At 42.3% G+C, this 22,623-nt stretch carries 19 protein-coding genes; 15 read left to right on the top strand and 4 right to left on the bottom strand.

Annotated features, from left to right (window positions below; genetic code table 11):
• Nucleotides 1-692 precede the first annotated feature (692 nt).
• The 5 genes from rpmH (at nucleotide 693) to mnmE (ending at nucleotide 4,557) form a co-directional block, all read left to right on the top strand.
• The gene (rpmH, locus tag P2E05_RS20020) at nucleotides 693-836 is read left to right on the top strand and encodes a 50S ribosomal protein L34 (RefSeq protein ID WP_004906236.1); all 144 of its coding nucleotides are present in this window, start codon (nucleotides 693-695) and stop codon (nucleotides 834-836) included.
• Between the two features lie 21 nt (nucleotides 837-857).
• On the top strand, nucleotides 858-1,217 hold the full coding sequence (gene rnpA, locus P2E05_RS20015) for a ribonuclease P protein component (protein ID WP_163863441.1): 360 nt from the start codon (nucleotides 858-860) through the stop codon (nucleotides 1,215-1,217).
• Nucleotides 1,181-1,441, top strand: coding sequence for a membrane protein insertion efficiency factor YidD (gene yidD / locus P2E05_RS20010; RefSeq protein ID WP_014657163.1), 261 nt, complete (start codon nucleotides 1,181-1,183; stop codon nucleotides 1,439-1,441). The genes rnpA and yidD overlap by 37 nt, the downstream gene beginning before the upstream one ends.
• Before the next feature lie 2 nt (nucleotides 1,442-1,443).
• Entirely contained in the window at nucleotides 1,444-3,093 is a 1,650-nt protein-coding gene (yidC, locus tag P2E05_RS20005; RefSeq protein ID WP_154623503.1) for a membrane protein insertase YidC, read from the top strand.
• 99 nt (nucleotides 3,094-3,192) lie between these two features.
• Nucleotides 3,193-4,557 carry a tRNA uridine-5-carboxymethylaminomethyl(34) synthesis GTPase MnmE gene (gene mnmE, locus P2E05_RS20000; protein WP_154623504.1) on the top strand — a complete coding sequence of 455 codons (1,365 nt, stop codon included), beginning with the start codon at nucleotides 3,193-3,195 and terminating at the stop codon, nucleotides 4,555-4,557.
• A gap of 101 nt (nucleotides 4,558-4,658) precedes the next feature.
• Here the strand turns inward: mnmE and darG are convergent, their stop codons facing one another.
• Genes darG through P2E05_RS19985 form a run of 3 tightly spaced genes read right to left on the bottom strand, consistent with a single transcriptional unit; the run spans nucleotide 4,659 to nucleotide 6,957 of the window.
• Nucleotides 4,659-5,732: a type II toxin-antitoxin system antitoxin DNA ADP-ribosyl glycohydrolase DarG gene (darG, locus tag P2E05_RS19995; RefSeq protein ID WP_154623505.1), complete on the bottom strand. Its 1,074-nt coding sequence runs from the start codon at nucleotides 5,730-5,732 to the stop codon at nucleotides 4,659-4,661.
• A gap of 11 nt (nucleotides 5,733-5,743) precedes the next feature.
• The gene (darT, locus tag P2E05_RS19990; protein ID WP_154623506.1) at nucleotides 5,744-6,388 is read right to left on the bottom strand and encodes a type II toxin-antitoxin system toxin DNA ADP-ribosyl transferase DarT; all 645 of its coding nucleotides are present in this window, start codon (nucleotides 6,386-6,388) and stop codon (nucleotides 5,744-5,746) included.
• On the bottom strand, nucleotides 6,388-6,957 hold the full coding sequence (locus P2E05_RS19985; RefSeq protein ID WP_154623507.1) for a DarT ssDNA thymidine ADP-ribosyltransferase family protein: 570 nt from the start codon (nucleotides 6,955-6,957) through the stop codon (nucleotides 6,388-6,390). Before P2E05_RS19985 ends, darT begins: the two co-directional genes overlap by 1 nt.
• A 231-nt stretch (nucleotides 6,958-7,188) precedes the next feature.
• Here P2E05_RS19985 and P2E05_RS19980 point away from each other — a divergent pair, with 231 nt between their 5' ends.
• On the top strand, nucleotides 7,189-7,968 hold the full coding sequence (locus tag P2E05_RS19980) for a transferase (protein WP_154624784.1): 780 nt from the start codon (nucleotides 7,189-7,191) through the stop codon (nucleotides 7,966-7,968).
• A 3-nt stretch (nucleotides 7,969-7,971) separates the two neighbouring features.
• On the opposite strand, the gene fdhD is transcribed toward P2E05_RS19980, so the two are convergent.
• Nucleotides 7,972-8,802: a formate dehydrogenase accessory sulfurtransferase FdhD gene (gene fdhD, locus P2E05_RS19975; protein WP_154624783.1), complete on the bottom strand. Its 831-nt coding sequence runs from the start codon at nucleotides 8,800-8,802 to the stop codon at nucleotides 7,972-7,974.
• Nucleotides 8,803-8,984: 182 nt separating this feature from the next.
• Here fdhD and fdnG point away from each other — a divergent pair, with 182 nt between their 5' ends.
• The 9 genes from fdnG to P2E05_RS19930 all read left to right on the top strand — a co-directional run bounded on the left by fdnG (nucleotide 8,985) and on the right by P2E05_RS19930 (nucleotide 22,611).
• Nucleotides 8,985-12,032, top strand: a complete 3,048-nt coding sequence (gene fdnG, locus P2E05_RS19970; protein ID WP_154624782.1) for a formate dehydrogenase-N subunit alpha — start codon at nucleotides 8,985-8,987, stop codon at nucleotides 12,030-12,032.
• Between the two features lie 11 nt (nucleotides 12,033-12,043).
• Complete coding sequence (gene fdxH / locus P2E05_RS19965; protein WP_154624781.1) at nucleotides 12,044-12,988, top strand: formate dehydrogenase subunit beta; 945 nt, start codon at nucleotides 12,044-12,046, stop codon at nucleotides 12,986-12,988.
• Entirely contained in the window at nucleotides 12,985-13,635 is a 651-nt protein-coding gene (fdoI, locus tag P2E05_RS19960; RefSeq protein WP_154624780.1) for a formate dehydrogenase cytochrome b556 subunit, read from the top strand. The genes fdxH and fdoI overlap by 4 nt, the downstream gene beginning before the upstream one ends.
• A gap of 800 nt (nucleotides 13,636-14,435) precedes the next feature.
• Nucleotides 14,436-15,686: a formyl-CoA transferase gene (gene frc / locus P2E05_RS19955; RefSeq protein WP_154622150.1), complete on the top strand. Its 1,251-nt coding sequence runs from the start codon at nucleotides 14,436-14,438 to the stop codon at nucleotides 15,684-15,686.
• A 63-nt stretch (nucleotides 15,687-15,749) separates the two neighbouring features.
• Complete coding sequence (gene oxc / locus P2E05_RS19950; RefSeq protein WP_154622149.1) at nucleotides 15,750-17,453, top strand: oxalyl-CoA decarboxylase; 1,704 nt, start codon at nucleotides 15,750-15,752, stop codon at nucleotides 17,451-17,453.
• A gap of 106 nt (nucleotides 17,454-17,559) precedes the next feature.
• Complete coding sequence (yfdV, locus tag P2E05_RS19945) at nucleotides 17,560-18,504, top strand: transporter YfdV (RefSeq protein ID WP_154622151.1); 945 nt, start codon at nucleotides 17,560-17,562, stop codon at nucleotides 18,502-18,504.
• Between the two features lie 61 nt (nucleotides 18,505-18,565).
• Nucleotides 18,566-19,822 carry a formyl-CoA transferase gene (frc, locus tag P2E05_RS19940; protein WP_163863432.1) on the top strand — a complete coding sequence of 419 codons (1,257 nt, stop codon included), beginning with the start codon at nucleotides 18,566-18,568 and terminating at the stop codon, nucleotides 19,820-19,822.
• Nucleotides 19,823-20,084: 262 nt separating this feature from the next.
• Nucleotides 20,085-21,818 (top strand): nitrilase-related carbon-nitrogen hydrolase, encoded by a 1,734-nt coding sequence (locus P2E05_RS19935; RefSeq protein ID WP_154622147.1) that lies wholly within the window; start codon nucleotides 20,085-20,087, stop codon nucleotides 21,816-21,818.
• Nucleotides 21,819-21,891: 73 nt separating this feature from the next.
• Nucleotides 21,892-22,611 carry a potassium channel family protein gene (locus P2E05_RS19930; RefSeq protein WP_154635715.1) on the top strand — a complete coding sequence of 240 codons (720 nt, stop codon included), beginning with the start codon at nucleotides 21,892-21,894 and terminating at the stop codon, nucleotides 22,609-22,611.
• The last annotated feature ends 12 nt before the right edge of the window (nucleotides 22,612-22,623 follow it).

The raw sequence follows: 22,623 nt of genomic DNA, 5'->3' as shown, positions 1-22,623 counted from the left end.
GGTGGACTCCCCTAAACAAGATCAATGAAACAAAAGAAGTACAGATTAAGCAAAGAATTTTTACTGGCGCTTTATACAAGTCCCAGCGAAGCTCATGTGATTCATTTTTACTCAACGTATTTTCCCGATCCTCAGATCGGAAATGTGACCGGAGATCATACCGTAAAATTGGCAAGAGATCTTCATTCTTTTACACAGTTTTTATGCTTTTTATCCACAGGTAAATGTGGTAAGACAATGCGGTTATAGGAGTAACGCGCACTTTGATCTCGATCCGCGACATTTTTTCCACAAAGCTGGGGATAACTTTAGACGATTTATGGAAAATATTCTCTAAGGATCAAAAAATATTTTTAGATCGCTCGATGATCCTTGCGCTTTGAGGTGGAGTCCGTATAATCTCCCACCCTGTATAGCGCATTGAAGTTGTTTTCATAATGAACTAATTTAAAGTAAATTATGGGCTTTAAGCTTCATTCGCTGTTGCAGCATATGTCAGCAAACCTGTCAGCCAGGCTATAAATAAAAGTGGTTTGATTGCGTCATTTCATTGACGTGACCCCCTATGTTTTATTACAATCCTGCCTCTTTCTATATTGTTGCGATAGAGGCACAGGTGTAAATCAGTTTCCACTGGTTGCCAACGCGTTTACTGAATCAGTAATAAATTTTAAAGTTAGGTAGAAATCGTTATGAAACGCACTTTTCAACCGTCCGTACTGAAACGCAACCGTTCACACGGTTTCCGTGCTCGTATGGCCACTAAAAATGGTCGTCAGGTTCTGGCTCGCCGTCGTGCTAAAGGCCGCGCTCGTCTGACCGTTTCATCTAAGTAATAAAGCTAGCCCTCTATTCCAGTGGTTAAGCTCGCTTTTACCCGGGAGTTACGTTTGCTAACTCCCAGGCATTTCGATAATGTCTTTAAGCAGCCGCAGAGGGCGAGTTCCCCAGAGATAACAATCCTTGGTCGCCTAAACGAGCTGGGGCATCCCCGCATCGGTCTTACCATCGCTAAAAAAAATGTTAAACGAGCTCATGAGCGAAATCGAATTAAACGATTAGCGCGTGAATATTTTCGTTTGCATCAACACGAGTTACCGCCAATGGATTTTGTGGTATTGGTAAGAAAAGGGGTTTCTAATCTCGATAATCAACAAATCACGGAAGCATTGGGTAAATTATGGCGTCGACACTGTCGCTTGGCTCAAAACTCCTGATTGGCTTGATTAGGGGATACCAATTGGCAATTAGCCCGCTGTTAGGGCCACGTTGCCGTTTCAATCCAACTTGTTCAAATTATGGAATTGAGGCATTGCGCAGGTTTGGAATGTTAAAAGGTAGTTGGTTAACGGCGAAACGCGTATTAAAATGCCACCCTTTACACGCTGGTGGAGACGATCCTGTTCCGCCTAAAAAAAACGATGATAATAGAGAATTATAACGATGGATTCGCAACGCAATCTTCTACTCATCGCTTTGCTATTTGTTTCGTTCTTAGTATGGCAGGCCTGGGAGAGCGATAAAGCTGCTCAGGATATAAAAACTGTCCAAACGGCACAACGAACAGATATGCCAAGCAGTGATTCCCAAACTGTGACGAGCAGTGGGCAAGGTAAGCTGATCACAGTGAAAACAGATGTGTTAGATTTACGCATCAATACTCGTGGTGGTGATATCGATGAGGCTGACTTGTTAGCCTATCCTGCAACCCTTCATTCAGAAGACCCTTTCCGTCTATTGGAAACGGCGCCTGACTTTCTTTATCAGGCTCAAAGTGGTCTGATTGGCCAACACGGTCCAGACAACCCAGCGAATAATAATGGTCAACGTCCTGTGTATACCACGGCTGAATCAAGCTTCGTATTACAAGATGGCCAAAATGAGCTGCGTGTGCCAATGACATTCACCGATAAAGACGGTGTGGTTTATCAAAAAACCTATGTCTTGAAACGCGGCCAGTATACTGTTGATGTTGAATACAATATTCAAAACCCAACAGCACAACCTTTAAATCTCGCCTTCTTTGGTCAATTGAAACAAACAATTCAATTACCAAAAGAACGTGATACAGGTAGTAGCAACTTCGCCTTACATACTTATCGCGGTGCTGCTTATTCTTCAGATGAAACTAACTATAAAAAATATAGCTTTAGTGATATTGAAGATAAAAACCTGAATATCACAACGAAAGGTGGCTGGATAGCGATGTTGCAACAATATTTTGCAACCGCATGGATCCCTGCTAGCAACGAAAAAAGCACTTTCTATACCATTGACCTTGATAAACAGTCAGCCATCATTGGTTATAAGAGTGAGCCAATGACTATTGCGGCTAATGGTGCTGGAACTTATTCATCTACATTATGGGTTGGTCCTGAAATCCAATCAGAGATGGCTGAAGTTGCTCCTCACTTAGATTTAACTGTTGATTACGGTTGGTTATGGTTTATCTCTCAGCCACTGTTCAAGCTGTTGAAATTCATTCACGGTTTTGTCGGTAACTGGGGTATTGCTATCATCGTTATTACCTTTATCGTCCGTGGTATCATGTACCCGCTGACAAAAGCTCAGTACACATCAATGGCGAAAATGCGTTTACTGCAACCAAAACTGGCTGCGATGCGTGAGCGTATTGGTGATGATAAACAGCGCATGAGCCAAGAAATGATGGCGTTGTATAAGGCAGAAAAAGTAAACCCACTAGGTGGTTGTTTACCGCTACTTATCCAAATGCCAATCTTCCTTGCACTTTATTACATGTTGATGGGCTCTGTTGAGCTACGTCATGCCCCATTCTTTGGTTGGATTCAGGACTTGTCAGCACAAGACCCATACTACATCCTGCCAGTATTAATGGGTGTGACGATGTTCGTTATTCAGAAAATGTCGCCAACGGCGGTGACAGACCCAATGCAGCAGAAGATTATGACCTATATGCCGGTCGTATTCACTATCTTCTTCCTGTGGTTCCCATCAGGTCTGGTACTGTACTATATCGTGAGTAACTTAGTGACCATCATCCAGCAACAGATTATTTATCGTGGTCTGGAAAAACGTGGTCTACATAGTCGCGATAAAAAAGAGAAAAAATAATCTCAATCTTAGGTGAGCCGAAAGGCCACTTAAGGATATAGTATTAAGGCGGCCATTACGGACCGCCTTAATTTTTTATAGCTATGACAGAGAAACATCATGCAAACCAACGATACGATTGTTGCCCAAGCAACGCCTCCAGGTCGTGGTGGAGTCGGTATTTTACGAGTATCAGGCCCGAAAGCGGCTTTCGTTGCTCAAACGGTATTGGGTAAACTGCCAAAACCACGTTATGCGGATTATTTACCTTTCCGAGACGTTAATGACAGCGTACTTGATCAAGGTATTGCTATCTTCTTTCCTGGCCCAAATTCATTTACAGGGGAAGATGTTTTAGAACTGCAAGGGCATGGTGGCCCTGTCATTCTAGATTTATTACTGAAACGGATTCTTACGATTGAAGGCGTTCGTATTGCCAATCCGGGTGAATTTTCTGAACGCGCCTTTTTGAACGATAAGCTAGATTTAGCGCAAGCAGAAGCGATTGCAGACCTTATTGATGCAAGTTCAGAACAAGCTGCTCGTTCGGCAATGAACTCTTTACAAGGCGCGTTTTCTGCTCAAATTCATCAAATGGTTGAAGCACTAACGACTCTGCGTATCTATGTAGAAGCGGCTATCGATTTCCCCGATGAAGAAATTGATTTTCTCTCTGACGGAAAAATTGAAGCGAAGTTGAATGAGGTGATTGCCGATTTAGCCCGAGTTCGCTCTGAAGCACGCCAAGGGAGTTTATTGCGTGAAGGAATGAAAGTGGTTATTGCTGGGCGTCCTAATGCAGGTAAATCGAGTCTGTTAAATGCATTAGCAGGGCGTGAAGCTGCCATCGTTACGGATATTGCGGGTACCACACGAGACGTATTACGTGAACATATTCATATTGACGGCATGCCGCTACATATTATTGATACAGCCGGTTTACGTGAGGCAAGTGATGAAGTAGAGCGCATTGGTATTGAGCGTGCCTGGGCAGAGATCGAACAAGCTGACCGTGTTCTTTTTATGCTTGATAGCACCACGACAGATGCGACAGAACCACAAGCCATCTGGCCCGAGTTTATGGCGCGTTTACCTGAAACTTTACCCGTAACGGTCATCCGTAATAAAGCCGATAAAACGGGTGAGAAAATAGAATTTGTAGGGGATGTGCGTTACCCATTGATTCGTTTATCGGCGCGTGAAGAACTGGGTATAGATTTGCTGCGCGATCATCTCAAAGAAACCATGGGTTTTAATAGTAACACGGAGGGGGGGTTTTTGGCTCGCCGCCGCCATTTACAGGCATTAGATGCTGCTGCTGTGCATTTAGCTCAGGGGCATGAGCAATTGGTCGTTGCCCGTTCAGGAGAACTATTAGCCGAAGAATTACGTTTAGCGCAACAAGAGCTCAGTGAAATCACGGGGGAATTCACATCAGATGATTTGCTCGGCCGCATTTTCTCAAGTTTCTGTATCGGGAAGTAAAAACTGATTTAACTCAGTGTGGTAGCAGCTTGCTATCTAATCAGCAAGCTGCTGTAAAACGGAATGGCTCTTTATAGGCTTAGAAAAGGTTTATTGGTTAATTAGCTATAGAACGGTATTTGTTTCAAATGATTTAATGCAAGTTCTAACTTATTTGAGTCAAATAACCTAAGTTTACGTTGTGCCCATCTATCCCCTGCTGGCCATTGGCGCATTCCTTCAAGTAAGGACTCAATATTAGGTGAAGATTGCTTTTTGTACAGCAACCAGTCTACAGTGGAGAGAAGTTCTATCCCGAAAGGAGATTCGAATCCATCAATAAGCTTCGTTGTCTTCTCTAGCGCGGATAAATAGTCTTTTGCTTCGGTTTTTAAATACAGCTCAATCGTAGCGCGTTTATCATCATTAAACCAAATTACGTCTAATGGACTACAATCACTAATCCGTTTTTCACTCTTGAGGTAGCTTCCATCTAGCCCGTTTAATAAGTGTCGTAACTTATCGGCGTAGGGACCATAGTTTCTGGCTTCAAACCTTAGGTTTAATGGATTTCTCAGCCCTTCAGCCTCTATTGTACGCTCTAAAAACCAAGCTAACTTTTGTATTTCCAATAGGCTACAATCCATCCCCATAACCCAATAACGACGGATAAGTTCTGCAATTAAGGCGCGGGCCGGCGTCAGTTTTTCAACACCCTTTGGCTTAGCAACATTTTGATATTTTGCTATTGGCTCATAAACAATAATTTTTACGTTTTGAATATCACCTAATATTTCCACAATATGAGGCTTGACATCATCCCAATTGAGACCGCCATTACCAGCCCCTAATGGCGGGATAGCAATAGATTTAACATGATTCTCTTCAATGAAATTACGTAGGTCCAATAAGCCATCAATAATCCACTGAATTTGAGATTTTGCTCGCCAATGCTGCTTTGTTGGGAAATTAACAATCCAACGAGGGCCCATGAGCTCCCCGGTTTCAGTAACAAACATTTTTCCAGTCTGCACTTCATGTGTTTTACATGCTTTAGCATATGCAGCCATATTGGCGGGAAAGCGCTCTTTAAACATTAATGCGATCCCTTTACCCATAACACCAACGGTATTGACGGTATTAACGAGCGCTTCTACGTCAGCTTCTAACAAATTACCTTGGGTAAATTCTATCATTATCAGCCTCCTTAAAAGTACCAGTTTGGAATGCAATGGATATCTAAATGAATCTCAAGTTGGCTGGCTTTTGCTTGAAGTTCTAGCTGGGTTTCTTTTGTGTAACAAACAGCACCTAATAGGGCTTCCATAGGAACATGTTTATAAATTAACGCTTCTGCTTGATACCTTTCAACTTTTTCAGGGTCATCAGGGTCACGGTGAAAATTGCGCTGCTGTAGTAAAGCCCAATCTATCTCCGCGAGATCTGTTAGCTGGTTATAGAACTGAGATGTTACAGGATACGCATGACGATCGGTGAAAACAAAAGGTATCTTTAGAGCGGCTATTTTATACATGCTGGAAACCAAGATGATAATATCATCATTGGGAACTTTTCGCACCCCACCACGGCCTGTATAAATATTATACATCATTGGCGAGAAAGGGGTGAAATAGAAAGGTACATAATCATTAAGTACCCCATTCGGCTGAATAGGTACATGACGTTGATTGCGGCGGTTAATCAGGTCTGTATTGCCAATAGTCACCCAATTAGGTGAATAATGTTCACTATTTCCTGCATATAAGCCATTGGCAAAAAGCCAAGGAATATTCTGACGATGGGTTATTCTCCAGATAAGTGCTTTTTCTGGGTTTAGGTTCATATACGCCATTAACAAAACATTCCTTCATTGATAGCAATTTCAAGGTTTAAATTAAGGGTCTTTAACTCTCTATTAACGATTTTTGAAACTTCCGGTGTGGGAACATAAATTTTGAAAAACTTTGATACCTCAACAACCGTTGGTGAAAGACATTCTGCCATACAAATGCTTTTGCTGTCAGGATCATGGTAATCACGTAGATTCATTATATCCCAGTTAATAAGAGCAAAGCCTTCATTGTAGTCATAAATTTTAATATTGGCTTCAGCCAAAGGGTGCCTTAGGATAATTTTCCAGTTTTCTTTTTGAGCTAACGCTCTTTTAATCGTAATGAGGACAAATTTTTCATCAGGAAAATTTTTTTGCACTCTGCCATCAAAGGGATTACGTGAAAACCAATGAAATGGAACATAGCTATCTAGTTGATGTTTTTTTCTTCCTTCGATGATCTCTTTGTCTGCAATATCATGAAATTTATTAATATCTACTCTTGGTTTTAACCCCTCAATCAATATATTTCTTATATTTTTCAAACTAGTAAGATGATAAATTAGCTTTTTTGTTTTGATATCATTCATCTAATATTCCTTTGATTATTATAAAAATAATATAATTAGAGTGTTAGTTTAATTATTCCATTTTATTATCAAGAGAATATCGCAATATATGGCAAAGGGCAGTGATAGTGCCAACATCATTAAGAAATACTTATTATTCGGATGGTGCCTGCTTAACGTTAATTTTATCTTAATCCTTCTTTTTATTTTCCTTTTATACTACCGAGCTCATTTTCGTCATAGGTTATATTTATGAGTATCAAGCCTTCTATTACGATAAACATCCACAGTTTTGTCCAACGCCCTGATCTTATTGAACAGTCTGATGAACTGCTAGACAAGTTATGGCCACAATTTATGTGTGAAACGGCCGTCTGTGATGAATATTGGGAAAAACTTTATGAAGAGCCTATGAACCAATTTCAATTTTTAGCGGTAGCGGATATTCAAGGTACTGAAAAAGTGGTCGGGGTGATTAAATCCGTCCTCTTCCAATGGCCTGATCACAACCTCACAAAATTAGTGGATTTAGGCTGGGATGACATTTTCAATTTTGCGATTGAAAACAAAAACGGTGAAGATCGCTATATTTCTGCACTCTCTGTCACTGTTGAGCCTGAATATCGCGGCTATCAAATACCAGCTCTGCTGATCAACGCGTTGAAAAAAGCAGCGGTAGCGTATGGTGCAAAGGCCGTCGTAGTACCTGTTCGCCCAACTTTAAAGCATCGTTATCCATTACAACCCTTCGATGATTATTGCCGGTGGACCAACGAGCAGGGAGAACCTTTTGACCCTTGGATACGCACACATTGGCGCTTAGGTGGCAAAATATTAAAACCTATACACCGCTCAATGTCGATTAAAGGCACGGTCGAGCAGTGGGAGTCATGGACAGGCATGCGTTTTATACAGTCAGGACAATACGTCGTACCGAACGCGTTAGTCCCTGTCACTGTTGATATAGAAAAACAATCGATTGAATATATTGAGCCGAATTTGTGGATGTTGCACTCTCTGGAGAAGGCATAACCATTAGTTCGTTATGCGGCTTGGGTGAGTAAAGACAGTTGCTTTCCCTTGGCGGCAAAAACCCACTAAGGTTAGATTGGCTTTATCAGCCACTTCGATGGCAAGGGAGGTGGCTGCTGAAACGGCAAACAAGATTTCTGCTCCACAACTTGCTGCTTTTTGTACCATTTCATAACTGGCACGGCTAGAGACCAAGACAGCGCCTTGTTGCCAATGATGGCGATGTTTCATGCCTAATAGCTTATCAAGCGCAACATGGCGGCCGACATCCTCACATCCCCCCACAAGCAGGCCTTCTGGGGAAATCCATGCAGCGGCATGGGTACAGCCCGTTAATGCACCGATTTCTTGCACTTTCTTCAGTTCAGTTAATGCGTGATCAAGGTGAGATAGTGAGAACGTTTGAGTGAAAGGCAGTGGAGGAATCGGTTTGAATATCTCATCAAGTTGTTCAGTACCACAAATACCACAGCCAGTTCGCCCAGCTAGGTTACGTCTACGCTCTTTTAACCCCATAAAACGGCGGTTAGATAACTCAACATGCACTTCAAGGCCACGATGACAGCCTTGAATGATATCAATTCCTCGGATTTCTTGTTTTGATTGTATGATCCCTTCCGATAATGAGAACCCGATAGCAAAATCTTCTAAATCTTTTGGTGTCGCCATCATCACGACATGTGATATGCCGTTATAAACTAAAGCAACAGGTAATTCTTCGGCTACCCAATCAGTTATAGACTGATCAAGGTTGCCTTTTTGTTGCACACTTGTATGGTTTGCGCCAATCATTTTCAAAGATTTTGACAGTTTCGTGTTATTTGTTTCATACATTAGATGAATTCCTAGCACTAATGATACATAATATTAATTATGGGTAAAAAGAATTTACACCATTTCTCAGGCAATGAACCTGAATACGATACGGAAGACGTTGAATAAGAACAGTTTACCTGAATATCGCGATTTAAAACATTTCTTAGGTAAACAAGAGCAATGTAAATGAGGAGATCCCCATGCAAGTCAGCAGAAGGCAGTTCTTTAAGATCTGCGCTGGCGGTATGGCGGGTACGACGGCAGCAGCGTTGGGTTTTGCACCCTCAACTGCGTTAGCGTCGACACGTCAGTATAAATTACTGCGTGCGAAAGAAACCCGAAATACCTGCACGTACTGTTCTGTCGGTTGTGGGCTATTGATGTATAGCTTAGGCGATGGAGCGAAAAATGCCAAAGAAAGCATTTTTCATATTGAAGGTGACCCGGATCATCCGGTTAACCGCGGCGCACTCTGCCCGAAAGGTGCAGGACTTATCGACTTTATCCACAGTGAAAGTCGACTCAAATATCCTGAAGTACGCGAACCCGGAACCAATGAGTGGAAACGCATCACTTGGAACGACGCTTTTGATCGTATTGCCAAGTTGATGAAAGAAGACCGTGATGCCAATTTCATCAAGCAGAATAAAGATGGTGTAACGGTTAACCGTTGGCTGACAACAGGTATGCTCTGTGCTTCAGCCGCTAGTAACGAAACAGGTTTTGTCACCCAAAAATTTAGTCGCGCCCTCGGCATGCTTGCCGTGGATAACCAAGCGCGTGTCTGACACGGACCAACGGTAGCAAGTCTTGCTCCAACATTTGGTCGCGGTGCGATGACCAACCACTGGGTTGATATTAAAAACGCAAACCTTGTTGTTGTTATGGGCGGTAATGCGGCAGAAGCTCACCCAGTCGGTTTTCGCTGGGCGATGGAAGCCAAAATCCATAATAAAGCTAAACTCATTGTTATTGATCCACGCTTTACCCGTACAGCGGCTGTGGCGGATTTCTATACGCCTATCCGTTCTGGTACTGACATTGCATTTTTGTCAGGTGTGATTAAATACCTACTGGATAACAAAAAAATTCAGCAGGAATACGTTGAAGCTTATACCAACGCTAGCCTTATCATTCGTGAAGACTACGGTTTTGATGATGGTTTATTCACAGGCTATGATGCAGAAAAACGTCAGTATGATAAAACGACGTGGAACTACGAGATGGATGAGAATGGTTTCGCACGACGCGATCCTACGTTAACTCACCCTCGTTGTGTCTTGAATCTGCTGAAAGATCACGTTAGCCGTTATACACCTGAAGTGGTGAATAACATCTGCGGTACGCCGATTGAAGACTTCTTGAAAGTCTGTGAGTACATTGCAGAGACGAGTGCAAAAGATAAAACGGCCTCTTTCCTGTATGCACTTGGCTGGACGCAACATACCATCGGTGCACAAAACATTCGTACCATGGCGATGATCCAGTTACTGTTGGGTAATATGGGTATGCTAGGCGGTGGGGTTAACGCACTGCGTGGTCACTCGAATATCCAAGGTCTGACTGACTTAGGCTTGTTATCTCAAAGCTTACCGGGTTATCTGACTTTACCGTCAGAAAAACAAACCACGCTAGAGAGCTATTTAGAAGCGAATACCCCTAAAATGACCCAACCTGGTCAGGTGAACTATTGGGGCAATTACCCGAAATTCTTTGTCAGTATGATGAAGACTTTCTACGGTGATAAAGCGCAAAAAGAGAATAGCTGGGGCTTTGATTGGTTACCTAAATGGGACCAAGGCTATGATGTGTTACGTTATTTCGAAATGATGGATAAAGGTGAAGTCAATGGTTATATTTGCCAAGGCTTTAACCCATTAGCCTCATTCCCGAACAAAAACAAAATCATCAAATCGCTATCTAAGTTGAAATTCTTAGTCACGATTGACCCATTAAATACAGAAACGTCAAACTTCTGGCAAAATCATGGCGAAATGAATGATGTCGACCCATCGACTATTCAAACAACGGTTTTCCGTCTGCCATCTTGCTGTTTTGCTGAAGAGAATGGTTCGATTGTAAACTCTGCTCGTTGGTTGCAATGGCACTGGAAAGGTGCAGATGCCCCAGGTGAAGCCATCAGTGATGGTGAAATTCTGTCAGGTATTTATCACCGTATACGCCAGCTCTATGAAACCGAAGGTGGTGAGTCACCAGAGCCAGTATTAAACATGACTTGGAACTACTTTGACCGTGATAATCCAACTCCGGAAGAAGTGGCACAAGAAAGTAATGGTTATGCGCTGGTCGATCTAAAAGATGCTGATGGCAACATCATTGTGAAGAAAGGTGAGCTGTTAAGTTCGTTCGCCCAATTACGTGATGATGGGACTACATCGAGTGGTTGCTGGATCTTTACGGGTAGCTGGACACCGAAAGGTAACCAGATGGCGCGTCGTGATAACTCTGACCCAACAGGTCTGGGTAATACTCTTGGCTGGGCATGGGCATGGCCGTTAAACCGCCGTGTTATTTATAACCGTGCATCTGCTGACCCAATGGGCAAACCATGGGATCCACGCCGTCAAATTCTAGAATGGGATGGCAGCAAGTGGATAGGTATGGACGTACCGGACTACAGTAATGCGCCTCCGGGCAGTGGTGTACACCCATTCATTATGCAACCAGAAGGTATGGGACGTTTGTTTGCACTGGATAAAATGGCGGAAGGTCCATTCCCAGAGCATTATGAACCGATTGAAACACCGCTCGATACCAACCCATTACACCCTAATGTGGTGTCTAACCCTGCTGCTCGTGTATTTAAAGACGACTGGGCGCAAATGGGTAAAGCGACAGAATTCCCTTATGTTGGAACAACCTATCGCTTAACTGAGCATTTCCACTATTGGACAAAACATGCGTTGTTGAATGCCATTATTCAGCCACAGCAATTCATTGAAATTGGTGATCGCTTGGCGAAAGAAAAAGGGATTAAACAAGGCGATATGGTGAAAGTCAGCTCTAAACGCGGCTATATTAAAGCGAAAGCGGTTGTCACAAAACGTATTCATACGTTGAAAGTCAACGGCAAAGATGTGGATACCATAGGTATTCCTATCCACTGGGGCTTTGAAGGTTTAGCGGTGAAAGGCTTCATTGCAAATACACTGACGCCATATGTGGGTGATGCCAATACGCAAACGCCGGAATTTAAATCATTCCTTGTCAATGTGGAAAAGGTGTAAGGAGATAAATTATGTCAATGCAATCACAAGACATTATTCGTCGCTCCGCCACCAATTCCCTGACGCCCCCAGCGCAAGTGAGGGACTTTAAGGAAGAAGTGGCGAAGCTGATTGACGTGACTACCTGTATTGGCTGTAAAGCTTGTCAGGTAGCCTGTTCAGAGTGGAACGATATCCGTGACAAAATCGGTACAAACGTTGGGGTATATGATAACCCAACCGATTTAACCGCTAAGTCATGGACCGTGATGCGCTTTTCTGAAGTGGAAGAGAATGGCAAGTTTGAATGGCTGATTCGTAAAGATGGCTGTATGCACTGCTATGATCCAGGCTGTTTAAAGGCTTGTCCATCAGAAGGCGCGATTGTTCAGTATAAAAACGGTATTGTCGATTTCCAATCAGAACATTGTATTGGTTGTGGCTATTGTATTGCAGGCTGTCCGTTCAATATTCCACGTATTAATCAGGAAGATAACCGTGCATATAAATGTACGCTATGTGTCGACCGTGTGGAAGTTGGGCAAGAACCTGCCTGCGTGAAAACCTGTCCAACCGGTGCTATCCATTTTGGTAGCAAAGAGGACATGACCGCATTGGCGTCAGACCGTGTTGCTGAACTGAAAACACGTGGTTACAACAACGCGGGTCTGTATGATCCGGAAGGTGTTGGTGGTACCCACGTAATGTATGTATTACATCATGCAGATAAGCCTCAGTTATATCATGGTCTGCCGGACAATCCGACAATTAGCCCAACAGTCACTTTCTGGAAAGGTATCTGGAAGCCGTTAGCAGCGGTTGGTTTTGCTGCAACGTTTGCGGCGGCCATCTTCCACTATGTGGGTATTGGTCCGAACCGCGTCTCCAAGAAAGAAGAGGAAGAGGCACTGAAGGACATTCAGGACTCAACATCTTCTGAGACTTCAAAATCAGTTGAAGGGGAGGATCACAAATGATGCCGCAGGATAATGAAAAGATTATTCGCCATAAACCGATTGAGAGGATCAATCACTGGGCGGTTGTGATTTGCTTTTTGTTCACGGCTATCAGTGGATTGGGATTTTTCTTCCCATCCCTGAACTGGTTCATGAACATTCTAGGCACGCCACAGCTGGCTAGGATCCTGCATCCTTTTGTCGGTACAGCGATGTTCTTATTGTTCGTCTTTATGTTCTTCCGCTATTTTCACCATAACTTTATCAATAAAGAAGATATTAAGTGGGCGAAAAATATCGGTAAGGTATTGAAGAATGAAGAGGCTGGGGACGTTGGTCAATATAACCTTGGTCAAAAAGGGGTATATTGGGTGGTGACTATCTGTTTACTGCTGCTAGCGGTAAGCGGTGTGATCATGTGGCGTCCTTACTTCGCAGACTTTTTCTCAATCCCAATTTATCGTGCAGCCATTATCGTGCACTCCATTTCAGCGATTGCCTTGATCATTATGATTGTGGTGCATGCTTATGCTGCTATCTGGGTCAAAGGCTCAGTACGTGCAATGGTTGAAGGTTGGGTAACACGTGGTTGGGCGAAGAAGCATCACCCACGTTGGTATCGTGAAATTGTCGAAAAAGAGAAACAGCAGCAACAAGAGAAAAACTAAGCTTCTATTGTTGTTCTGATCAAAAACCCACAAACGTTTATTGTTTGTGGGTTTTTTTTGATAAAAACAATATTCAATGTATTGAATAAATTGGCTTCACAAGCAGTCAATATATTCATATTAGACGTATAATATAACTAAAGCTATTCAGTAATATAAATAATGTAATAATTTATTTCATTATTATCGTAATATAAATAAATTTATAATTTAAGAAAAATAAAAATAATAAGCGTACAAAACGAGAAATATTATTAATACCCTTCATATTATGATGATCTGGATTAATCATAATAAGGGTTATATCAAATAAATAATAATTAAAGCGCATTCAATAATAGTACTCTGATTGTTGATTTTATTTTGATAATAAAGTTGTGTTTTTATTTCCATCATTGATTTATAACACTTTTATCTCTTTTGTTTATCCTTTATGGTTAGCTTAATTAAGATGCTCAAATTAATAATATCAAATAAGATAATCATAATAGGAGTGATTAATGACGTATTATAATAATCAATACTGTACATTTTAGTATTTATAAATAGCAATTCATTCAGTTATTGAAAAATTAAGAAATTAATAACTGTTTATTATTAACAAGATAGAATAATAAAACCATTGGCCGATATTATTTTGATTGCCTAGACATTAGATGAAATATTTATTATAACGGTGTAAATCATTATTTCTTAAGAAGAATTCATCTAAATATAATCATTGTTTTTTGAAATGACATTCACCACAGCTAAATAAATCATTTAATTCCATTTACGACAGCTAAATAATGAGGTAATTCATGGATCTTCCTTTACAAGGTATCAAAGTACTCGATTTTACAGGTGTACAGTCTGGGCCATCTTGTACTCAAATGTTAGCGTGGTTCGGTGCTGATGTAATTAAAATTGAACGCCCTGGTGTGGGGGATGTGACGCGTAATCAGTTGAGAGATATTCCTGATGTCGATGCGCTGTATTTCACCATGCTAAACAGTAATAAACGTTCAGTTGAATTAAATACCAAAACACCAGAAGGTAAAGAAGTGATGGAACGCCTGATTAAGCAGGCCGATGTTTTGGTTGAGAATTTCCATCCAGGTGCTATCGACCATATGGGTTTTACTTGGGAACATATTCAAGAACTTAACCCTCGTTTAATTTTTGGTTCAATCAAAGGTTTTAATGAAAATTCACCTTATGCAGATGTAAAAGCCTATGAAAACGTTGCACAAGCTGCGGGTGGTGCGGCTTCAACGACAGGTTTTTGGGATGGCCCACCGTTAGTGAGTGCGGCGGCATTAGGTGACAGTAATACGGGCATGCACTTATTAATCGGCTTACTCGCCGCATTGTTGCACCGTGAAAAAACAGGCAAAGGGCAACGAGTGACGATGTCGATGCAAGATGCAGTATTGAACCTGTGTCGTGTTAAGTTGCGTGACCAACAGCGTTTAGAAAAAGTGGGTTACCTCGAAGAGTATCCTCAATATCCGAACGGTAAGTTTGGTGATGCGGTACCTCGTGGAGGTAATGCGGGGGGCGGTGGCCAACCCGGTTGGATTTTAAAATGTAAAGGTTGGGAAACTGACCCAAATGCGTATATTTACTTCACAATTCAAGAGCAGGATTGGGAGCAAACCTGTATTGCTATTGGTAAACCTGAGTGGGCAAAAGACCCCGCTTACAGCACACCGCAAGCTCGTCAGCCGCATATTTTTGATATCTTTGCTGAGATTGAGAAATTCTTAGCGGATAAAGACAAGCATGAAGCGGTTGAATATCTTAGTCAATACGGTGTGCCATGTGCACCAGTACTTAGCATGCGTGAGATAGCACGTGATCAATCACTGCGTGATAGCGGCAGTATTGTTGAAGTTGAGCAACCAAAACGCGGTACTTACTTAACCGTTGGTTGCCCTATGAAGTTCTCCTCTTTCACCCCTGAAATTAAAAGTGCACCACTGTTAGGCGAGCATACCGAGGAAGTGTTAACTGAATTGGGTTATAGCGCGGAACAAATTGCGTCAATGCGGACTAACAAAGCTATTTAATCTTAAATTAGGGAACGTTGCTGAAAGTTCCCTACGCACTTTTCTGTATTTTATGAGGTGGACATGTCGACTGAACAAACCCAAAACTTAACCGATGGTATGCATATTATCGTCGATGCTCTGAAAAAAAATGGCATTGATACCATTTATGGTGTTGTTGGTATTCCTGTGACAGATATGGCTCGTCACGCTCAAGCCGAAGGTATTCGTTACATCGGTTTTCGTCACGAACAATCTGCGGGTAATGCTGCGGCAATCAGCGGTTTTTTAACGCAAAAACCAGGTATTTGTTTAACCGTATCTGCACCAGGATTCCTAAATGGTATGGTGGCTCTCGCCAATGCGACGACGAATGGTTTTCCCATGATTCAAATCAGTGGTTCCAGTGATAGAGCGATTATCGACCTACAACAGGGCGACTATGAAGAACTGGATCAAATGAATACAGCGAAACCCTTTGTTAAAGCTGCTTATCGTGTCAATAAGCCTGAAGACTTGGGGATCGCGCTAGCACGTGCAATCCGTGCTGCTGTTTCAGGTCGTCCGGGAGGCGTTTATCTGGATTTAACCACAGAAGTACTGGCTGCTGTGATGGATAAAGATGAAGCAGATAAAACCATTTTTACTGTTGAAGATCCTGCTCCTCGCCAACTACCAGCCCCTGAGTCTGTTGATAAAGCCCTTAAATTGCTGGCGTCAGCTAAACGACCGTTAATTATTTTGGGTAAAGGTGCAGCTTACGCACAAGCAGACGAAAATATTCGTAAATTCATTGAAACAACAGGTATTCCTTATTTACCGATGTCAATGGCGAAAGGGTTATTACCGGATGATCACCCTCAATCAGCGGCAGCAGCACGCTCGCATGCCTTATCTAACGCCGATGTTATCGTATTGATGGGAGCTCGCTTGAACTGGTTGTTAGACCATGGAAAAGGTAAACATTGGTCTCCGGATACACAGTTCATTCAGCTGGATATTGAACCGTCTGAAATTGATAGTAATCGCCGTATTACGGCACCTGTGGTGGGTGATATCTATTCGAGTATTGAGTTATTACTGGCTGGGTTGGCCTCAACGCCTGTGAAATCCCCAAGTGATTGGATGGCGGGTATTGATGATATCAAAAAAGCCAATAGTGAGAAAATGGCGGTTAAGTTAAACACTGATACTTCACCGATGAATTATTTCAACGCGTTACGCGCCATTCGCGATGTATTAGTTGATCATAAAGATGTCTATGTGGTGAATGAAGGCGCTAATACGCTCGATAACGCACGTAACATCATCGATATGTACAAACCTCGTCAGCGTTTAGACTGTGGTACTTGGGGAGTTATGGGCATTGGTATGGGGTATGCGGTAGGCGCCGCCGTGACGAGCGGAAAACCTGTTGTTGCCATTGAAGGCGATAGTGCTTTCGGTTTCAGTGGCATGGAAATTGAAACTATCTGCCGCTACAAACTCCCTGTCACCATTTTGATTTTTAACAATGGGGGCATTTACCGTGGGGACGGCGTGAACTTGCATGGTGATGCAGATCCTTGCCCTACTGTATTAATGGCAGGTGCTCGTTATGACAAGATGATCGAGGCTTTCGGTGGCATCGGTTATAACGCAACGACACCGGATGAGATTCAACAAGCGTTAAAAGCAGGTCTTGAGTCCGGTAAGCCAACATTAATTAATGTAGTTATTGACCCAGCGGTGGGAACTGAAAGTGGCCATATTGGAAACTTAAACCCGAAATCTGTGGTGAAAAACTAGTTATTACTTAATTAAATAAAAGTAAGCATTACATCTGTGCCATTTATATATTAAATGGCACAGGGCTGCTTTTTGCCAAAAAAAGGTGAGTCTGATGGCCGATTTTATGTTTAAGATATTTATGAGTGATCTATTACCCATAATTATCATTATGATTTTGGGATACGCGAGCGGTAAACGTAACGTATTTACCAACGATCAAGCCAAAGCATTTAATAAACTGGTATTAAACTATGCGTTACCAGCCGCGTTATTTGTCTCGATTGTACGTGCAAACCGCGAAATGATTTTTGCTGATACTAAGCTAACCATTATTTCTTTTGTCGTCCTGTTGGTCTGTTTTTTCTTCTCTTTCTTTAGCTGTAAATACATTTTTAAACATAGTCGTGGTGAAGCCGCGGTGTGCGCACTGATCGCCGGTTCTCCTACTATCGGTTTCTTGGGTTTCGCCGTACTGGACCCTATTTATGGCCAAACCGTCTCTACAGGTTTAGTGGTCGCCATTATCTCGATTATTGTTAATGCTATTACTATCCCAATTGGGTTGTTCTTACTGAATCCTTCTAATGCAGATGGCAAAAAAGGTGGCGGTGGAATGGATGCCTTGATTTCGGCGTTCAAGGAGCCGGTTGTTTGGTCACCAGTCTTAGCAACCGTTTTGGTATTAATTGGCATTAAAATCCCAGATATGTGGGATCCCACTTTTGATTTGATTGCTAAAGCTAACTCGGGAGTGGCGGTCTTTGCTGCGGGCCTGACTCTGGCTGCGAATAAGTTCGAGTTTGACGGTGAGATTATCTACAACACCTTACTTAAATTAGTCTTAATGCCTGGCCTATTATTACTGGTGGGTATGACCTTTAATATGAGTTCAGAGCAGTTACAAATGATGGTATTAGCGGGAGCATTACCTCCGGCATTCTCAGGTATTATTATTGCGAGTCGCTTTAACTTGTACACTCGTACAGGAACCGCCTCTCTGGCCGTGAGTGTGCTTGGTTTTATCATCGCCGCACCGTTGTGGATTTACATCGCGCGTTTAGTTGCATAAATAAATGGAGGTGAGGTCGCCGCTGGCGGTTTCACCTCTGTTATGACATAAAGGAGTGATTATGGCTTTTCCACTTCCACTTGAAGGCATTCGTGTTCTCGATTTTACTGGCGTACAGTCTGGCCCATCATGTACTCAAATGTTGGCATGGTTTGGGGCGGACGTTATTAAAATTGAGCGACCGGGTATTGGAGATGTTACCCGTCATCAGCTCAGGGATATCCCTGATATTGATGCACTCTATTTCACTATGCTCAATAGTAATAAACGCTCACTAGAATTAAACACGAAGACGCCAGAAGGCAAAGAAGTGATGGAGAAGCTGATCCGCCAAGCCGATATTTTGGTTGAAAATTTCCATCCCGGCGCTATTGACCATATGGGGTTTACCTGGGAAGTCATTCAGCAGCTCAATCCACGTTTGATTTTTGGTTCAATCAAAGGTTTTAATGAAAATTCGCCATATGCGGATGTGAAAGCCTATGAAAATGTTGCGCAAGCGGCGGGGGGATCTGCATCCACGACAGGTTTTCCTGATGGGCCTCCAGTCGTTAGTTCCGCAGCGTTAGGTGATAGTAACACAGGGATGCATCTCTTAATTGGTTTATTAGCGGCATTACTACAACGTGAAAAAACGGGGAAAGGGCAGCGCGTAACCATGTCGATGCAAGATGCGGTACTCAATTTATGCCGTGTCAAAGTGCGTGATCAACAGCGTTTGGAAAAGCTTGGCTTTTTAGAAGAGTATCCACAATACCCGAATGGGTCATTTGGTGATGCAGTTCCACGAGGCGGCAACGCAAGTGGTGGTGGTCAGCCCGGTACGATGCTGAAATGCAAAGGCAGTGATACTGATCCAAATGCTTATATCTATTTTATTAATCAGGATCATAACTGGGAAAATACGTGCGATGCAATTGGTAAGCCGGAATGGAAAACGGATCCTGCTTTTGCGACGACAGAAGCGAGAATGAGCCATATTCAAGACGTTTGGGATGCGATTGAAGAGGTCGCTAAAGACAAAGATAAACATGAGCTGACGGATTATTTTGATCAGTTTGGTGTGCCTTGCTCTGCGGTATTGAGCATGAAAGAGATTATGTATGACCCCGCTTTGCGCGCTAGTGGTTCTATTGTTGAAGTCAAACAGCCATTAAGAGGTCACTATTTAACGGTTGGTTGCCCAATGAAGTTTTCAGCTTTTACGCCAGAGATTAAAAGCGCCCCACTTTTAGGTGAGCATAATAATGAAATCTTAAAAGAGTTAGGTTATAGCGACCAACAAATAGCGTTAATGAAAACTAAAAACGTTATTTAACGTATTCAGCCCAATTAATTATAAATAGGTTAATTGGGCGGTAATGAAATAATGGCATTCAAAATGCTCAAAATAAGAAAATCCATTATTAACTGAAAAAGGTTAATAGCTCAAATTAAAGGTTTTTTACCTCACCCATTAGGGTGAGGCGGTTTTATTCGCCAATTATTTAAATACTCATTATTTGTTATCGCGGCTTATAGCGAGACGACACTATTTTATTTTTGACAATAACTTTTGTTATTAAATAAGGATTAATAATATGAATAATTTAACCGTCAAGAAAAGCAGTAAAGTGGCTGCTGTTGATTTTGTTCCGGCTTGGGGCGACCTAGAGGGCAATATTCGCCGCCTAGTGGAAGCCGCAGAAAAGGTTGCTGCACAAGGCGTTGATTATGCGGTATTCCCAGAAACAGCGGTGAGTGGCTATTTATTTTCAGATTCAGCAGAGTTAGCGCCTTATTTAGATACGATTCCGGGTAAAACGACAGAGGCAATCTTGCCTGTATTGGCGCGTACAGGTATGTATATGAGTGTTGGTATTGCGGAACGTGATACGGATACAGGGATCGCCTATAACTCGGCAGTATTAATGGGGCCAGAAGGCATTATTGGTAAGTATCGAAAAATAGGCCTAAATTCACAGGATCAAAAAGTGTTCGCCCCCGGAAATACAGGCGTGAATACCTTTGATACTCCGATTGGTCGTATTGCTTTGTTGATTTGTTATGATGATACCTATTGGCAATATGTGCGTTTAGCAGCCTTAGAAGGTGCGCAAATTTTAGGGTGGCATTCAGTATCAGATCGTATGATGCCTAATGCTACACCAGCTGAAATGCTTGGAGACCACTCAACCGTGGCGCATGTTCAGCATATGAGTGCGTTTAATGGCATGTGGGTGATTTGTGCCACCCGTAGTGGCATTGAAACTAACCCTATCACACATGGTCAGCTTTATTACAATGGAGGGTCGAGTGTATGGGCACCTTCAGGGCATAAAGTGGCGCAATCTCCGGTTCTAAGCCCACTTGAATTAGAGCCAGGCCTTAATGGAATATACAGCGCAACGATTGACCTTGATGAAGCAGATAAACAGCGCAATGCATTATTAGCAAAACGTCGCCCTGAATTATATTTCCCAACATTAGCTTTTCATCGTAGCCCAACAGATGCAAATGCAACGACTACAAAAACGCAAGCAACGTTGATTGCAGCACAATGGGAGAAATCCGTGTCTGATTTATCGTCGGTCAAAGTGGAGGAAAATGCGTTATTAGTACTGCCTGAGTTGTCTGCATTGCCTTATACCAATGATCCGAATGTCCTACTAACCCATGCAGAGAAACAAGGTGGCGCTTTTGAGCAAGCATTAGGTCAGATCGCTTCTGAAGGGAAAGGCTATGTCGTTGGCAGCTATCCTGAAATTGATGTTGATAAATTATATCATACGGTCGTATTAGCTGGCCCTGCGGGAGATATTTTAGCAAGATATCGTGTCACTCATCTCAATGAGCGTGATAAAGGTTGGGCAAGCGCGGGTCACTCTGTCAGCGTGACCACAACACCGATTGGACGTATCGCGCTCGCCGCTGCGCACGAATTAGAAGTGCCCGAGCTAGGTGGGCTATATAGTACTTTACGAGCAGATATTATTGCTGCTCCTGCCGGCCTACCAAGTGATTTACGTGTTGAGATCGACAGCCATCTTTATTCTGTTGACAATCCGCCAACAGGTCGAGCCGACTTTATTCCGTATGCTATCGCAACGTTAAATCAGCTATGGGTAGTGTGCGGAGGACGAAGTGAAAGAGATTTCACGTCAGCAGCAATCTATGGACCTGAACCCGTCGTGTTAACACCAACACTGACCGCAGAACGCGGTGCAGCAGATGTTAGATTACAAGCACAGGTACCAGCACCCTATACTTGGATTAACCAAGAGCGTCTTATTAGTGGGCAACAAGCGATTTGGTTTCCCCCTCTTGTATCTTAATTAATCTCAATTTATTCATGTGGTTAGGTAGGCATCCAGCGGATTGCCTACCTATTTGATGACAAAGATAAAAATGAATATAACAGCCGCTCAAACTTTTTATACAAAGCAAACCCTGATCAAAACATTACATTTTTTTGGGGTCGTCGCTTCGTTATTTTTAATTGCGAGTATTTCACTTGAAACCTTCAGACATGATCCTTTCTTAGCGCACTCGATTTATTTTGATATCCAGTTCTGGATTTGCATCTATTTTACTCTCGACTTTTTTATCTTTTTATTTCTTTCGAAAGAGAGAAAAAAATTTATTGCTAAGTATTTTATTATTATTTTTCTCTCTATCCCGTATTTAACCATCTTAGATTATACGTCGATTCAATTTACGGAAGAACAAATTTACCTAATTCGTTTTATTCCTCTTTTTCGAGGTGGTGCCGCTTTTGTCATGCTTATGATGATGGTCGTAAAACGAAATACCACTGCCTTATTTGTTTCTTACATCATCCTACTTTTTTCAACGGTGTATTTTATTAGCCTAATTTTCTTTATTTTTGAGCGAGGCAATAATGCAGACGTTAAAAATTATGGTGATGCGATTTGGTGGGCTGCGATGACAGTAACAACACTTGGTTCCAATATTATTCCCGTCACAACCGCAGGAAAAGTGGTAACTACACTATTAGCGGCGACAGGCATGACGGTATTTCCAATATTTACTGTTTATATTACCTCGGTGATCAGCCGACTAAGCCAATCTAAAAAAGTATTATCAGGAAATCCTGATGCACTGTAATCACACAAAATA

Source organism: Providencia stuartii, from assembly GCF_029277985.1.
Taxonomy (GTDB): domain Bacteria; phylum Pseudomonadota; class Gammaproteobacteria; order Enterobacterales; family Enterobacteriaceae; genus Providencia; species Providencia zhejiangensis.
This window is presented reverse-complemented; position numbering and strand designations above follow the sequence as displayed.

Coding starts and splice junctions, on each gene's coding strand:
- rpmH (WP_004906236.1), top strand. CDS start 693: ATGAAACGCACTTTTCAACCGTCCGTACTGAAACGCAACCGTTCACAC.
- yidD (WP_014657163.1), top strand. CDS start 1,181: ATGGCGTCGACACTGTCGCTTGGCTCAAAACTCCTGATTGGCTTGATT.
- yidC (WP_154623503.1), top strand. CDS start 1,444: ATGGATTCGCAACGCAATCTTCTACTCATCGCTTTGCTATTTGTTTCG.
- mnmE (WP_154623504.1), top strand. CDS start 3,193: ATGCAAACCAACGATACGATTGTTGCCCAAGCAACGCCTCCAGGTCGT.
- darG (WP_154623505.1), bottom strand. CDS start 5,732: ATGATAGAATTTACCCAAGGTAATTTGTTAGAAGCTGACGTAGAAGCG.
- darT (WP_154623506.1), bottom strand. CDS start 6,388: ATGGCGTATATGAACCTAAACCCAGAAAAAGCACTTATCTGGAGAATA.
- P2E05_RS19985 (WP_154623507.1), bottom strand. CDS start 6,957: ATGAATGATATCAAAACAAAAAAGCTAATTTATCATCTTACTAGTTTG.
- P2E05_RS19980 (WP_154624784.1), top strand. CDS start 7,189: ATGAGTATCAAGCCTTCTATTACGATAAACATCCACAGTTTTGTCCAA.
- fdhD (WP_154624783.1), bottom strand. CDS start 8,802: ATGTATGAAACAAATAACACGAAACTGTCAAAATCTTTGAAAATGATT.
- fdxH (WP_154624781.1), top strand. CDS start 12,044: ATGTCAATGCAATCACAAGACATTATTCGTCGCTCCGCCACCAATTCC.
- fdoI (WP_154624780.1), top strand. CDS start 12,985: ATGATGCCGCAGGATAATGAAAAGATTATTCGCCATAAACCGATTGAG.
- frc (WP_154622150.1), top strand. CDS start 14,436: ATGGATCTTCCTTTACAAGGTATCAAAGTACTCGATTTTACAGGTGTA.
- oxc (WP_154622149.1), top strand. CDS start 15,750: ATGTCGACTGAACAAACCCAAAACTTAACCGATGGTATGCATATTATC.
- yfdV (WP_154622151.1), top strand. CDS start 17,560: ATGTTTAAGATATTTATGAGTGATCTATTACCCATAATTATCATTATG.
- frc (WP_163863432.1), top strand. CDS start 18,566: ATGGCTTTTCCACTTCCACTTGAAGGCATTCGTGTTCTCGATTTTACT.
- P2E05_RS19935 (WP_154622147.1), top strand. CDS start 20,085: ATGAATAATTTAACCGTCAAGAAAAGCAGTAAAGTGGCTGCTGTTGAT.
- P2E05_RS19930 (WP_154635715.1), top strand. CDS start 21,892: ATGAATATAACAGCCGCTCAAACTTTTTATACAAAGCAAACCCTGATC.